Here is a 13,909-nt window from a genome sequence, read left to right on the forward strand (position 1 = left end):
CGGGCGCTCTGGACGCGCGCGCCTTCGGACGGGGAGATCCGGGTCCTGCAGACGGCCGCCCCGCGGCCGCTGGAGGCCGCGGAGGCGGGGGAAGCGCGCGGCGCGCGCCCCCTGCCGGTGGAAAAGATCCACGCGGGCATTCTGCCGCCGGCTCTCCCCACGCCCGGCCAAGCGGTCGCGCGGATTTTGGCCCTGCGCGGACATACGGCGCTTCTCCCGGCGTCCCCCGGACGCGCGTCCGCGCCTCTCCCGGCCAAAACGGACGGAAAGCCGGGCGGGGAAGCGGCGCCGGACGGCCGGGAGCGTGAAACCCTCCGGTTCCTGGAGCGCCGGTCGCTCGTGGAGCGCCAGGCCTCCGCCATCCGGCACAGCTTTCAGGTCTTCAATCAGGAAAAGCGCGGGCCGGCGGATTCCCCGCCGGTTCGTCAACATAGCTTTCCCCCGGCGGCACCGGTCCAACCGGCGCGCGTTTTCGACGCCGATGCGCCGGGGAGGCGGCAAGGCGGACCGGACCTGCCGGCGCCGCCGGCGGTCCCGGGATCTCCTCTCCAGCCATTCCGGCAGACGCCTGCGGCTCCCGCCGCCGTGCCGCCCCCGCGGGCGGAACCCCCGACCGGGCGCGGACTGCCCGGGACGCCCCCCGCGTCCCCTCTCCCGGCGGCGCTGCCGCCGGCTGCGGAGCGGCGGGAGGCGCGGACCGCGCGCCCGACAGATCTCCCCATGCCGGCGCCCGTCCGCCTGCTATGGCCGCGGGCCGCGTCGGAACCCCCGCAGGCAGAACGCACGGCGCGCCGGGAGCAGACGGAGGCCCCGGTCCCGGCACGGCCGGTCCCGGCGGAGCGCCCGCAGCAGCCGCGCGCGGCGCAAAGGGAACCCGCCGAGGTTCCCGCTCCGCTGCCGCGGGCCGCGGAGCGCGCTTCCGCACAGCCCGCCGCGCAGCGGACGCCGAATCGGATCCTCCCCGCGCCGACGCTTCCGCGGCAAATTGGGCGGGCGGACGCTCCGGAAGCCCCGGCCTTCGCGCCGGTGCGGCGGGCGGACCAGCCCGCGCCGGCCCCCGCGCTCCATCCAATTCAGCGGGCGCGGGAACCGTCGGCGGTTTCCCCGTTTTTCCCGGCGCAGCCGATGCGCGCCTCCGCCCGGCCGACACGTCCGGCGGACACGCCCGGTTCTCCGGGACCGGCCGCGCCGCAGTGGCTTTTGACGCGGCGGCCCGCGTATCCGATGGAACCGTCCGCGGCGCCCGTTCTCCCGGCGGCGCCGCATCTGCCGGCGCCGGCCCCGATGGCGGAGCCCGCCCCCAAGGCCCGGGCCCGGAGCGTCACGGAGCTCTCGCAGCCCGCACAGCCCGCCTTCGGGCCCGCGCCGATCATCCTGCGCGCCGAACCGCCCGCCATCCGGCAGGCTGCCGCGGAAACGGACTCCCCGGACATCCCGACGGTCCGCACCCGTCGCGTCGAGACGGAAACCGAGGTCCGGACCACCCTCAACCGCGCGGTCAACGCGCCCCGGGGGGAGCTCCCGGGACCGGACGGGCGGGCGCTGACGAAGGCGGTGGAAGAGGCGCTGGCGCATCTGGATTTGAGAAAACTCTCCGACCGGGTCTACCGGGACCTGGAATCCCGGCTGCGGTCGGAAAAAGCAAGAAGGGGGCAGTGGTAACATGTTGAAGAAGGCGGCTTCCAGAGCGGCGGACGCCCTCTATGAGGGCAAGCTGGAGAAGGCGAAGCTTTTCCGCGTCGTCAGGGGGATGCAGATGGGCGATATGCTGCCCGTCCAGTTCAACCCTTCCGAGTACCAGATCTCCCGATCGGTCAACCTGAGCAGGAAGCTCTCGATCGGGAAGGACCAGGATATCGACAAGATGCAGGCGGCGGCCGGCAACTTCGCCACCTTTTCCGCGACCCTCTATTTCGACACCGACACCGACCTGAGCGGCTTCGACACGGGGAGCCTCTCCTCCGCGCTCAAATCGGTCCTGCTGCCCAATCTCGGCAAGAAACCGACCGAGGTCTGCCAGTCGATCGCCAACATGCTGAAGTACAACGACGAACAGCACGCCCCCCTCAAGGTGCGCTTCGTGTGGGGGCGGCTCGACTTCATGGGCTACGTGGCCAGCTCCTCCATCAGCTACACCATGTTCTCGCGGGACGGCACCCCGCTGCGCGCCAAGCTGCAGCTCACCATCGTCGGCGAGGAGACCGAGCTTTTGCAGCGCCGGATGATCCGCACCTTCAGCTCCCCCAACCGCACCAAGGAGCGAACGCTCACCGAGGGGGACCCCCTCTGGCTGATGGCGCAGCAGGAGTACGACGACCCGGCCATGTGGCGGACGATCGCCGAGGCCAACGGAATCCTCAATCCCCGGAAGGTTTCCGGGGCGATGCGCCTCAAGGTGCCTTCCATCAAGTGAGTCCTCTTTTCAGGAAAGGGCGGTGAAGCAGATGGACCTGATGAAGCAGAGCACGGCCTACGCGCTGCTGAAAAAGAAATACCGGGAATTTGCGGCTCCCACCGTCCGGGTCCTGGTGGAGGGGAGCGATTTGGGCGAGCGGTACCACGCGGCGCTCAGCAATGTTTCGGTCGAGCTCACGAGCGAATACCCGGCCTCCGGGTGCAGCTTCGACCTGCTCGGGGAGTACCGGCCCCCCGACAGCGACTTCGACTCCAAGGGCGCGCTGCGCCTGCTGGAATTGGGCGCCAAGGTGGAGGTGAAGCTCGGCTACATCGCCACGGAGACGGTCTTCTACGGCCTCATCACCGGACTGGACTACCGCTTCGACCCCGAGGAGGCACCCGTCGTGCATGTGGAATGCATGGACGCCAAATGCCTGCTCATGAAGACCCAGCGGCTGGAAATCTTCCGGGAGAAGCGAATCGACCGGGCGGTGCAGGCGCTGCTGGGCGAACAGCCGGTGGGCGGCTACCTCAAGGGCAGGCAGGTCGATCCGGTCCCCGGGGAGATCAAAATGCTGGCGGCCGGCATGGAGACGAGCTACGACTTCCTCGTGCGCCAGGCGCGCTACGCGGGCTGCGAGTTCTTCCTGCTGGCGGGCAAGGCGTATTTCCGCAAACGCCCCGCCGCCGGCCAGCCGGTCATGACGGTGAGCCCCGGGGAGGCGCTCCTTTCGGCGGGCCTCAGCCTGCGGGGCGCGCCGCTGGTCAAAAAGGTGACGGTGGTGGGGATCGATCCCCAGACCGACAGGGAATTTTCCGGCAGCGCCCAGTCCCGCGGGAAGTTTGGAAAGGGCGCGGCCCCCTCCCGGATGCTCTCGGGCACCGAGCGCGTCTACCTGGACGCGCAGGCCGAGTCGGCCTCCCAGGCGCAGGCCCGCGCCAAGGCCCTGCTCGGCAGCATCGAGCAGGGCTTCGGGACGCTCGAATGCCGGTGCATCGGCCTGCCGGAACTTGTGCCGGGCCGGGCGGTCCGTGTGAAGGGACTCTCCGGGCGAATGGACGGGAGCTTTTACGTGACCGCTGTCCGGCACGCCTTCGACGAGACGGACGGGTACACAACGACGTTTGAAGCGAGGATCAACAGCCTATGAATTCGATTGCGGAACTGCTCGGCGGCGAATACGGCAACGACCGGGCCTTCCTCAGCCCCGGCGGCATGGTCCAGGGGACGGTGACCGACAACGCGGAGAGCGGGGAGCCCGGCATGGTCAAGGTGGAATTCACCGCCTGGAAAAGCGGCAAGAACGTCTGCGAATGGATCCCGCTGCTGCGCCCCTACGCGGGCAAGGACTACGGCAGCTATCTGGTTCCCGAGGTCGGGGACATTGTGCTGGTGGGGTTCATCGGGACCGACTTCAGGCGCCCGGTGGTGCTCGGGAGTCTCTTCCCCGCCACGGCGCAGATGAAAAGCGACAGCTTCGAGAAGAAGAACACCACCCGCAGGTTCAAGACCAAGGGCGGCGTCGACCTCACCCTCTCGGACGCGCAGGGCAAGGCGTCGGTGGAGGCGGTGACGCCGGGCGGACTGCGTCTCGCCCTCGACGATGGGAAGCAGCTCATGACCCTCGCGGACAAGAACGGCCAGAACCAGCTTTCCATCGACTGCCAGAAGGGCGAGGTAAGCCTTGAGGGCAAGTCGAAGCTCACGATCAAGGCCGGAAGCTGCGAGATCACGATGGACGGAATGGCGGGCAAGCTGGAACTGAAGGGCGGACAGCTCTCCATCAAGGCCGATATGCAGGCCGAACTGGACGGCGGCCAGAGCCTCGGACTCAAGGGCACCATGCTCAAGGCCGAGGGCACGCAGGTGTCCGTTTCGGGCAGCGCCATGACCCAGGTATCCGGCGGCATGGTGAAGCTGGGATAACGCGGAAAGAAAGGGAGTGCTGATATGGCCGACACAAGAGGGTTCCTGGGGCGGGGGCTTTGTTTTCCGCCGCGCGTGGACCCGGCCACCGGGCGCTTTTGCATGGTCGACGCGGAGGAGGACATCCGCCAGTCGATCTATATCATCCTTATGACCCGTATGGGGGAACGCGCGATGCTGCCCGATTTCGGCAGCCGCATCCACGACTACGTGTTCGAGCTGCCCGACCAGACGGCGGAAAACCTGATCGCCACCGAGATCGTGGACGCGCTCGCACGCTGGGAGCCGCGCATCGTGGACACCGAGGTGGAGGTCGACGAGAGCGGCGTCCGCGAGGGCAAGCTCCTCTTCAACATCCGTTACACGGTGCGGGACACCAACAACCCCAACAACCTGGTGTTTCCCTACTATCTCTACGAGGGTGTCGGGCAGGACTAAGCGCCCAATGAAGGAGGCGACAGATCATGGCAGAACCGAAAACTTCCGGGCGGCCGGCGCTGGCCGCGCTGGCCCGTTCCTACGTCCCCGAATGGCGCTTCGATGAAAAGAACCCCGACAGCGGTTCGGCGGTCGCGCTGCTGGTGGACGACATGCTTCTGGAGAGCGAAAAGCGCCTCGGCCGGGCGATCGGCAAATACCGCGTCCAGTACCTGAACCTCTTCGACCGCCTCCGCGAGGAGCCCTCCGAATCGGCCAAGAGCTTCGTGCGCTTCACCCAGGCGGCGGGGATGGACGACCCGGTCCACGTCCCCAGGGGCACCCGCCTCTACGCCGAGGAAAAGGGCCGGCGGCTCGTCTTCGAAACGACCCACGCCATCACCGCCATACAGGCCGAGCTTGTGAGCGTCGCGGTCACCGACGGCGCCACCGACCGGATCGTGCGCCTTCTGGACAAGGGCGCGCCGGGCGCCTCGGAGGGAAGCTTCACGGCGTTTGACCTCTCGGGCGAAAGCGAGGCGGAGCACCGGCTGCTGCTCGGCTTTGACGGCGCGTTCGACGCGCTGGAGGATCTGGAGCTCCTACTGCGGGTGCGCACCCCCGATCCCGAAAAGCTGGACGGGGCGATCGAAACGCTCTGCCGGAAGGAGCTGCGCTATTCCCTGCTCGAACCGGAGGGGGAGCGCGTCTTCCGGACGGTGGAGCGCCAGGGCGACGCCATCCGGCTTTCCCTGCCCGGCTGCACGCCGCAGAAGGTGGAGCTGGGCGGCCGGGAACGGTACGTGCTCTGCGTGCGCGCGCCCGGCCCGCTGGACCTCGAGCTCTGCGGGGCGCAGCTCTCCTTCGCGGGGGAGGCGCTCCCGCCCGACGAGGTGCGCTGCGCGGGCGTGACGCAGAACGCCGGGCGCTTTCTGCCCTTCGGCGGGCCGATGGAAATCTACGCCGAGTGCGGCATCGAATGCCGCCAGGCGTTCGCCCGCCGGGGCGCGCGGGTGGCGATGCGCTTCTCGCTGGGATTCGAGACGGTGGAGCGCAAGCTCCCCGAGGCGGTCAGCGACATCGACTACAAGCTCCTCATGAAGGGGCCGCGCGAGGCCCCCAGGCTGGAGCCCATGCAGGTGCGCGCCGACTACGCGCTGTTCGAATACCGCAGCGTCCGCGGCTGGCGCAGGCTTCTGGAGGAGGAACACGCGGCGCTGCTCTTCAACGGCTCGACCGAGGGCGCGGTGGAGTGCTCCTTCCTGCTCCCCCGCGACATCGCCGAGGAGGACGGGGAACCGCGCCTGCGCCTGCGCCTCCTGCGGGCGGACAATCTCTACAGCATGCCCTGCGTGCAGCTCTGCCCGGTGATCACGGGGCTCTCCTTCTCCTACCGGTACGAGGAGGACAGCCTGCCGCCCGATTACGCCTGCACCCGCAACAACTTTGAGACGGCGGAGGTCACCGGGGCCATCGCTTCCCGCCGGGCGTTCCCCGTCTTCTACAACAACGAGTGCGGCCGCACGGCCATGTATCTCGGCTTCGACCTGCCACCGCGCGGAATGCCGCTCTCCCTCTACTTCGAGGTGGAGAACGACGAGGACGCGGCGCTCGACTACACGGCTGAGTACCTCTCGCCCGACGGCTTTGCACAGCTCCAGGCGGTGGACAACACGGGGGGCCTCCTCTACGCGGGCACGCTGCTTTTACCGGTGCCGGACGACATCGTAAAGAAGGAGCTCTTCGGCCGGGAGTGCTGGTGGCTGCGCCTGGTGCTGCGGCGGCAGCCCTCCGGACAGCTCCCGCTGGTCAGGGAGGTCCTCACCAATATGGCGCGGGTGGAAAACCGGCGCAGCAGCTCGGAGGTCTTCTACCTTGCCGACCCGGACGCGCCGCTGGGGATCGCGCTGGCGGAGCAGAACCTCGTCTCGCTCGAGGTGTGGGTCAACGAGGAGGACGGCAATCCGGAAAACGCGGAAAACTGGGTGCGCTGGAACCGGCGGATCGGCCGGGGCCAGCAGGGCCGGTACTGCGGCGTCGACCTGGCCGCGGGCACGGTGGAGTTCGAAAAGAACGCCTTCGCGCCCTACCCCCTCAAGGAGGGCGGTCCCGCGGTACGGGTGGATTACCGGAGCTACCAGGGCGCGGCGGCCAACGTGGGGCCGGACACGATCACCGTCCTGGAGGAATCGGTCCGCTACATCTCCTCCGCCACAAACCCGATGGCGGCCTACGGCGGCTGCGACGGGCATACCGAGGAGGCCTACGCCGCCTCGGTCCGCAACCTGCTGCGCACCCGGGGGCGGGCGGTCACCGAGCAGGACTTTTTCGACCTCATCTCGAGCGTCAGCTACGGCGTGCGGCGGATCAGGGTGCTGCCGGGCGTCACGCCGCTCGGCCAGCGGGACGAACGCGCCATCACCGTGGCGCTGCTCATCGAGGAATACGAAAAGGGCGGCCATATCTTTTCGGCGGTGCGGGACACCATCCGCGAAAAGCTGCTCGCCTCGAGCGGCATCCTGCCCCAGGGGCGGGCGCTGATGCTCTGCCAGCCGCGGTTCGTGCGGTTTTCGGTGCGGGTGTGGCTCGAGTGCGGGCCGGACGGCGATCCCTACGAGCTCCAGCAGCAGACCCTCGCCGACATCCGCGCCTTCCTCGACCCGCTGACCGGCGGCTACGACGGAGACGGCTGGGAGATCGGCACGCTGCCCACCCGGCCGCAGCTGCTCGCCTGGCTGGGGCTGCGGCGGCCCGGCATCCTCATCGCGCGGATGGCGCTTTCCGCCCGCAGCCGCGGGCGGGAATACCCGGTGGACGAAAAGCTGGCCGCCGCCGTGCAAAGCCCCTTCGCCATGGCGGTGAACGGCGAGCACATCGTCTATGTCAATCTGCGGGACCGCAGGGAATAGGAGGTGTCCGGGATGCTGAATCTGCCCCGGCTGGACGATCTGGACTATCAGAAGCTCTGGGACCGCGCCCGCGCCATGGCGCCGGTGCTGGCGCCCGAGTGGACCGACCTCAACGACCACGATCCCGGCGTCACGACGCTCCAGGCGTTCGCGTGGCTCTGCGACAGCCTGAACTATTACATCAACGCCACCGGCGAGGCCCACCGGCTTGCCTACCTCAAGCTCCTGGGCATCCGCCCCCGCCGCTCCCCCGCGCGCTGCCGCGTGGAATTCCGCGCGCCGTCCGGGGCCGCGCTCTCCCTGCCCGCCGGGACCCGGCTTCTGGCGGGAGACACGGTCTTTGAGCTGGAGCGGGCGGTCGAGGGCCGCGCCAACCGGCTGATCCGCCTCTACAGCGAGGAGTCCGGCAGGTGCTACGACCTCGGCCCCTTTGTGGAGGCGGACGGCGGGTTCGCCCCCATCCTAACCGACGAGCCGTCGCGCCCCGCCGAGGCGTTTTTCGGCTTCGCCGAACCGCTCAGCGGCACGGTGCGGCTGTTTATCCCGGTGGCCGGGACGGGTCGCAACCCCTTCGGGGACGATTTCTCACTCGTACAGCTCGAGTGGTCCTGCCGGGACGGCGGCGGCTGGCAGCGGGCGGAGGTCCTTTCGGACGAGACCCGCGGACTGCTGCGGAGCGGCTTCCTCACCCTGCGGCTGTCCGGTGAAACGGCGCTTTATGAAAACGGGCGGCTTGCGCCGGCCCATTACCTGCGCTGCGCCCTCCGGCAGGGCTGCTACGATCGGCGCCCCCGCGTCGGCCGGGCGGCGGTCTGCTGCGGGACTGCGGTCCAGACGGACACGGCCGCGCACACGGTGGAGCTCCTCTACCGCGGCGAGCCCTCCCTCCCGGTCGGCTATGCGTTGGAATCGGAGGACCGGGTCTCGGTCGCGGTCCGGGAGCAGGACGAGTGGGTCGTGTGGCGGGACTTCCGCCCCTCCGGGGACGACCTCTGCGCGGTGGAGGACGGCGCGGTGCGCTTCCACAAAAAGCGGTTCGGCCGGGTCCCGGCCAAGGGAAGCCGGGTCCTCGTGACCATCGCGCGCCCCGGCGCGCCGCTGCTGCTCGGGGAGACGGACGGCTGCGCCTCCCGCCGGGTCGCGCTGGACCCGGACGGCCTCTGCCGCCTGCGTCTGGCGCTCTCCCGCACCGGCCCGGACGGGCGGCGGGCCTTTGAAATTTACGACGAATGCCCGGACCTTTCCGGCGCGGGCTGCGACGACCGGGTGTTCCAGCTCGACCGCCGCGAGGGATCGGTCGTCTTTGGGGACGGCGTCCACGGCGTGCAGCCCGAGGCGGGGCTCCTGGTGGAGGCGCTGGAGCTGGCACGCTCCTCCTTCGGCGGGGGCAACGTGCTCCGGGGCCAGGTGAACCGGCTGGAGACCCCGGTGGAGGGCGTCACGGCGGAAAACCTGGAGGATGCCGGCGGCGGCGAATACCGCTGCACCTCGGAGGAGCTGGAGCCGCTGGTGGAGGAGAAGCTGCGCGCGGTGCTCCGGGCGGTCACGGCGGAGGATATCCGCGCGCTGACGCTCGGGACGCCGGGGCTGCTCATCGAGGACGCGGCGGTCATCCCCATGGCGGACTACTGCGCCGCCGCGGGCGAAGCTCCCCCGCCCGTCAACACCATCCTGATCGCGGTGCGCCCCAAATCGGAACGGCGGCTCCCCATCCTCAGCGAGGACTATGCGCGGATCATCCGCGCGCACCTCGGCCGCCACCGGATGCTGGCCAACGACCTGCAGGTCCGTCCGGCCCGCTATGTGGGCGTCGGCGTCTACGGGCGCATCCGCCTGGCCGATCCGGGCAGGGCCGCGGAAGACGGGGTGCTGGAGGCTCTGCGCGTCTGGATCGAAAGCGAAAACCCCGTCTTCGGACGCCGGGTGGACTACGGCGGGCTCTTCTCCCGGCTGGAGCTGCTGCCCGCGGTGCGCGCGGTGAGCCAGCTCTCGCTCGAGTACCTCGGGGAGGGCGGGCGCAAAAACGAGCATGGGGACATCCTGCTGCTTCCCGACTGCCTGGCCTACCTCTGGGAGACGGGGATCGAATTTGTATAGGGCGCCCGGCGCCCGCCAAGTCGAATAGGAAAGGGGCGGACGGCAGATGACGGAACCGCTGAAAGCTGTCAATTTTTATAAACGGGACCTCCTGCGCGGGTGCCCGCACAACCTGAAGGCGGACGGGGAGCTCTTTCTCCATCCCGCGGAGACGGCGAACCCCGCGGCATACGTGACGCGGATGTTCGACACCCGCGACCCGGACTGCACCTTCAACCGCCTGACGGTGGACGGGGAATTCGAGGGGGTGCGCCTCGAGGTGGTCGTGGCCGCCGCCGACACGCCGGACGCGGTCGTGGACGACCGGGACGCGGACCTGTCGGAGCTTCTGGCCGACCCCGGCGTCGACCCCGCGCGGAAGCGGGAGCTGCTCTGCGCCCTGCGGCACGTCCGCGCCGTCGACTGTACCGATCTGCTGCTGCATTCGCTCACCGGGCGGTATGTCTGGATCTACGCGGGCGCCTACCCGGCCGGAGAATGCGACTGGACGCTGCGGGGGCTGCGGCTCGAATTCCCGCGGGTGAGCTTCACCGGATACTTCCCCGAGATCTACCGGCAGGACGACTTTTTCGACCGCTACATCGCGGTGTTCCAGTCCCTCTACCTCGACCTCGAGCGCCGCGCGGACGAACTGCCGCATCGCCTCGACTACGAGACGGTCCCGGATGAGGGCCTTCTGGAGCTCGCGGACTGGCTGGGGCTCTGCTGCGACGGGCTCTTTACCCCGGCGCAGCTGCGGACGATCATCTCCGGCCTCGACCTCTACCAGGGGATGAAGGGCACCCGCGCCGCCCTCGAGGCGGTGCTGGAGCTCGTATGCGGCGTGCCGCCGCGCATCGTGGAGCGGTTCCAATGGGAGCGCATTCCCCTCCCGCCCGCGCGGCGGGCGCTCTACGGGCGGCTCTACGGCGGCGACTCCGGCAGTTTCTGCGTGCTGCTGCCTCCCCTGCCCGGCTTTCCGGAACCCGGGCGGCTCGAACGGCTGATCCGGCTCTACAGCCCGATCGGCACCCCGCACCGGCTGGTGTTCCTGAACCCGTGCAGCCGCGCGGACGACCACTGTTATCTGGACGGGACCGGCGTGCTGGCCACGCCCGGTGAGGCGGCCGCGAACGCCGGGACGCTGGATGGATTTATCGCGCTGGGCTGATGAATGGAAGGCAGGTGGTCTAGGATGTCCGAAATGATGACGAACAGCAAACAGAAAACCCGGACGGCGCCCGTAAAGCCGCTGCGCCTCGACGGGCGCACCGGGAAGGAGGTGCGCCGGTCCTTCGGCCTCGACCCGGCGCAGCTTCAGATCGGGGAATCGCCCGAGGTGGAGGCGATGGGCGCGCGCGCCGTCGCGCGGGGAAACGTGATCTCCTTCGCGCCGGGCGAGTTCGCGCCCGGGACGGCGGAGGGGCGCGCGGTACTCGGGCACGAGCTCGAACATGTGCGCGGCCAGGCGGCGGGCGAGGTCCCGATGACCGGCGGGGTGCTGGAGGAGCCGTCCTTCGAGGCCGCGGCCGACCGCGCGGGCGCGGCCTTCGCGTCCGGGAGCCTCACGGCCGCCGGGCCGGTGGACGCCGGCGCGCTCGCCGGGCACAGCGCCCCCGCGCAGATGAAAAAAAAGAGCTATGTGGATCAAATCCGCGACATACAAATTCCCCAAGCGCGTGCAAGAAAAGCGGGCGAAAAATGGAGAGGCTACTCTCCAGAGAATGCAAAGGGAATTTTTGAAGGCGGAACCAGAGCGAGCGCAAACCCAATTATGAAGGAAGCCGGACTGCCGGAAGCCATGGCCCCCTTCCGGGATCAGTCAAAAGATCTCATCAAAAAGGTCGCCGCGCTCAAAAAAATGGGCGGTGAGCGGCACACCTTTGAAGGCGGTGCTTCCAAGTATTCCGCTGAGAGCGCGGCTGTCAGCGAAAAAATGTTTCAGATGATCATGCCCCATCTGGACGACCCGGAGGTACAGGGCTTTATCAAGGACACGTTTGCAAATATGGGCGGAAATTTTGGCGCCACCGACCAGTCCCCGAAAGGGTATTTCATGACCGACGTGCTTGCGCGTATGACGGGCGTGGTGAACGGGCAGGCCATGAGATCCGCCGTGCCTGCGGATTCCTTTGATTCCCGCAACCATCCCGCCAATATTGCGGGCGACGCGGGACAGGTGGGCAATTTCTTTTCGGAATGGCTTTCTGAGAACGACAGAGACGCCGATTTTCAATCCATGATGGCCCCGGAACTGTGGCCCGCTTTTCAGGCGTTTATTCCGTATTATGACAAGGTGTGGAGTATCGGCGCGCCCAATATCCGCCCGGAAATCCTCGAAAAGACGGGGCTCGAGCTTCCTGCCCCGGCCCCTGAGGCGGCGCCCTATCATTTCTCGCCCGGGGGCGAGAAGACCGCGCCGAACTACATGTCCGCCGAGCTGCCCGGGCAGAGCGACGCAAATGAGATGAGCCTTGACCAGCGGATGAAGCAGGCCCGCCTCATGATGGAAAAGCACAAGGGCAACAAGGAGATGACCCGGGCGTGGGCCGACATCATGGGCGGCCTGCAAAAGGAGAGCAACCCTCTTCCCGCCCCCGCCGCCCCGAAAAAGTCGCGCAACCCCTTCAAGCGGCTTTGGAGCAAAATCCGCGGGAATTAATCCGCGCCCCGAAAGGAGAGAACGGTATGCCGATGACCACAGCAATGCAGGAAAAGAAGGCCCCGGCCCCGAAGCCGCTGCGCCTCGACGGGCGCACGGAAAAGGAGGTGCGCCGGTCCTTCGGCCTTGACCCGGCACGGATTTCGTTTGCGGAGTCGCCCGAGGTGGAGGCGATGGGCGCGCGCGCCGTCGCGCGGGGAAACGTGATCTCCTTCGCGCCGGGCGAGTTCACGCCCGGAACGGCGGAGGGACGCATGGTGCTCGGGCACGAGCTCGAGCATGTGCGCAGCCAGGCCGAGGGCGAGGTCCCGATGACCGGCGGGGTGCTGGAGGAGCCGTCCTTCGAGGCGGCGGCCGACCGCGCGGGCGCGGCCTTCGCGTCCGGAAGCCTCACATCCGCCGGGCCGGTCGACGCCGGCGCGCTCGCCGGGCAGAGCGCCCCAGCGCAGATGCTGGGCAGGAAGAAAAAAGCCGCCGCCCCAGTCCCGGCGTATGAGCCGATGTCGCCGGAGGAGGGTCAAAGCATCTTCGAAGGCGGAGCCCGCATGAGTTCTGGGAATAACCTGCACAGAAGGTATATGCCGGTCATGGGAAACGCGCTCGACCGCTACAATGCGTTTCTCAATAGCGGCGAGGCAAAAAAGCTGGGAAAAAAGCACGACCCCAATGCGGATGTTATGAGGCGGTTCAGCGGCGGGACCGGCGCGCTGGCCACAAAGGGCCTTCTTTATGACGATTCCACAATAAAAAGCGCCGACAAGATTTTTGACATCGTCTCCGACCTGGTGGATGAGCCAGAGTTTCAGAATTATGTCCGGGACCTGTTCGCGAACGAGGGCGGCGCCAATTACGACAGAGTCAGGGAAACAGATCAGGCGCAGCCGGGGGACTCCCATTTCAGCCAGTATATGATGGGTACGCTGGCTGTAAAAGGTTTGGATCCGACCGCGCCCGCCGGGATGAAGCGCAGAAATGATATCTTTTCCAAGCACAAGGATCCAAAAGAGGCGCAAAGAATCTATAATAAGGCCAATGATAATATTGAGAGCCAGAGTTCGATGATGACAAAAGCCGCTGCGATCCTTTCAAAAGGCGAGGACCTCCGCCGGATTGACATCGAGCAGATCCCGGAGGAACTCCGTCCTTTTATTGGAAGATATGAGAGCATCCGTCAAAGGGTTTTGCAGACCGGCATGCCGGCCGTGCGGCCGGAGGTGATGGGGAAACTGTCCGATGAGGAACGGGCGCTGGCCCAGCCGGCGGCAGCCGCACCCACGGAGGCCGCCCCTGCTGAGGAATCCCGCTACGTCTCCCCGGGCTACCTATCCGCGAAGCACTGGAAAACCGGGGCCGCCGAGCCCATGACCGAGCGCCAGCAGGAGGTTATGAGCCGCTGGCTCGGCTCGTCCGGGGAGGCCGCCCCCGCCCCGAAAAAGAAGTCGCGCAACCCCTTCAAGAAGCTCTGGAGCAAAATCCGCGGGACGTAGCCGCCCCGCCGGAAATCCCCGCCAAGACTGTGAG

General features: G+C 68.0%; 10 protein-coding genes. All 10 read left to right on the forward strand.

Translation table 11 applies throughout. The annotated features are described in order from the left end of the window. Positions 1-1,284 precede the first annotated feature (1,284 nt). The 10 genes from C1A13_RS14665 to C1A13_RS12140 are packed head-to-tail and all read left to right on the forward strand — an operon-like array spanning position 1,285 to position 13,875. A complete protein-coding gene (locus tag C1A13_RS14665) occupies positions 1,285-1,662 on the forward strand; it encodes a hypothetical protein (protein WP_146021725.1) in 378 nt (125 codons plus the stop codon). A gap of 1 nt (position 1,663) precedes the next feature. After that, complete coding sequence (locus C1A13_RS12100; RefSeq protein WP_101552354.1) at positions 1,664-2,413, forward strand: CIS tube protein; 750 nt, start codon at positions 1,664-1,666, stop codon at positions 2,411-2,413. Positions 2,414-2,435: 22 nt separating this feature from the next. Then, the gene (locus tag C1A13_RS12105) at positions 2,436-3,548 is read left to right on the forward strand and encodes a phage late control D family protein (RefSeq protein WP_101552356.1); all 1,113 of its coding nucleotides are present in this window, start codon (positions 2,436-2,438) and stop codon (positions 3,546-3,548) included. Beyond that, the gene (locus C1A13_RS12110) at positions 3,545-4,324 is read left to right on the forward strand and encodes a phage baseplate assembly protein V (protein ID WP_101552358.1); all 780 of its coding nucleotides are present in this window, start codon (positions 3,545-3,547) and stop codon (positions 4,322-4,324) included. Before C1A13_RS12105 ends, C1A13_RS12110 begins: the two co-directional genes overlap by 4 nt. A 24-nt stretch (positions 4,325-4,348) precedes the next feature. Next, positions 4,349-4,762 carry a GPW/gp25 family protein gene (locus C1A13_RS12115; protein ID WP_101552360.1) on the forward strand — a complete coding sequence of 138 codons (414 nt, stop codon included), beginning with the start codon at positions 4,349-4,351 and terminating at the stop codon, positions 4,760-4,762. A 26-nt stretch (positions 4,763-4,788) separates the two neighbouring features. Further along, positions 4,789-7,650: a hypothetical protein gene (locus tag C1A13_RS12120; protein ID WP_101552362.1), complete on the forward strand. Its 2,862-nt coding sequence runs from the start codon at positions 4,789-4,791 to the stop codon at positions 7,648-7,650. A 12-nt stretch (positions 7,651-7,662) separates the two neighbouring features. Beyond that, positions 7,663-9,747, forward strand: a complete 2,085-nt coding sequence (locus tag C1A13_RS12125; RefSeq protein WP_101552364.1) for a hypothetical protein — start codon at positions 7,663-7,665, stop codon at positions 9,745-9,747. 46 nt (positions 9,748-9,793) lie between these two features. Next, positions 9,794-10,897 (forward strand): hypothetical protein, encoded by a 1,104-nt coding sequence (locus C1A13_RS12130; RefSeq protein WP_101552366.1) that lies wholly within the window; start codon positions 9,794-9,796, stop codon positions 10,895-10,897. A gap of 36 nt (positions 10,898-10,933) precedes the next feature. Beyond that, positions 10,934-12,388: an eCIS core domain-containing protein gene (locus C1A13_RS12135; RefSeq protein ID WP_172439273.1), complete on the forward strand. Its 1,455-nt coding sequence runs from the start codon at positions 10,934-10,936 to the stop codon at positions 12,386-12,388. Positions 12,389-12,414: 26 nt separating this feature from the next. Then, positions 12,415-13,875, forward strand: a complete 1,461-nt coding sequence (locus C1A13_RS12140) for an eCIS core domain-containing protein (protein WP_101552370.1) — start codon at positions 12,415-12,417, stop codon at positions 13,873-13,875. The last annotated feature ends 34 nt before the right edge of the window (positions 13,876-13,909 follow it).

The sequence above is a fragment of the Anaerotruncus massiliensis (ex Togo et al. 2026) genome, assembly GCF_900199635.1.
GTDB lineage: Bacteria > Bacillota > Clostridia > Oscillospirales > Ruminococcaceae > Anaerotruncus > Anaerotruncus massiliensis.

Coding starts and splice junctions, on each gene's coding strand:
- C1A13_RS12120 (WP_101552362.1), top strand. CDS start 4,789: ATGGCAGAACCGAAAACTTCCGGGCGGCCGGCGCTGGCCGCGCTGGCC.
- C1A13_RS12110 (WP_101552358.1), top strand. CDS start 3,545: ATGAATTCGATTGCGGAACTGCTCGGCGGCGAATACGGCAACGACCGG.
- C1A13_RS12130 (WP_101552366.1), top strand. CDS start 9,794: ATGACGGAACCGCTGAAAGCTGTCAATTTTTATAAACGGGACCTCCTG.
- C1A13_RS12100 (WP_101552354.1), top strand. CDS start 1,664: ATGTTGAAGAAGGCGGCTTCCAGAGCGGCGGACGCCCTCTATGAGGGC.
- C1A13_RS12135 (WP_172439273.1), top strand. CDS start 10,934: ATGACGAACAGCAAACAGAAAACCCGGACGGCGCCCGTAAAGCCGCTG.
- C1A13_RS14665 (WP_146021725.1), top strand. CDS start 1,285: ATGGCGGAGCCCGCCCCCAAGGCCCGGGCCCGGAGCGTCACGGAGCTC.
- C1A13_RS12140 (WP_101552370.1), top strand. CDS start 12,415: ATGCCGATGACCACAGCAATGCAGGAAAAGAAGGCCCCGGCCCCGAAG.
- C1A13_RS12115 (WP_101552360.1), top strand. CDS start 4,349: ATGGCCGACACAAGAGGGTTCCTGGGGCGGGGGCTTTGTTTTCCGCCG.
- C1A13_RS12125 (WP_101552364.1), top strand. CDS start 7,663: ATGCTGAATCTGCCCCGGCTGGACGATCTGGACTATCAGAAGCTCTGG.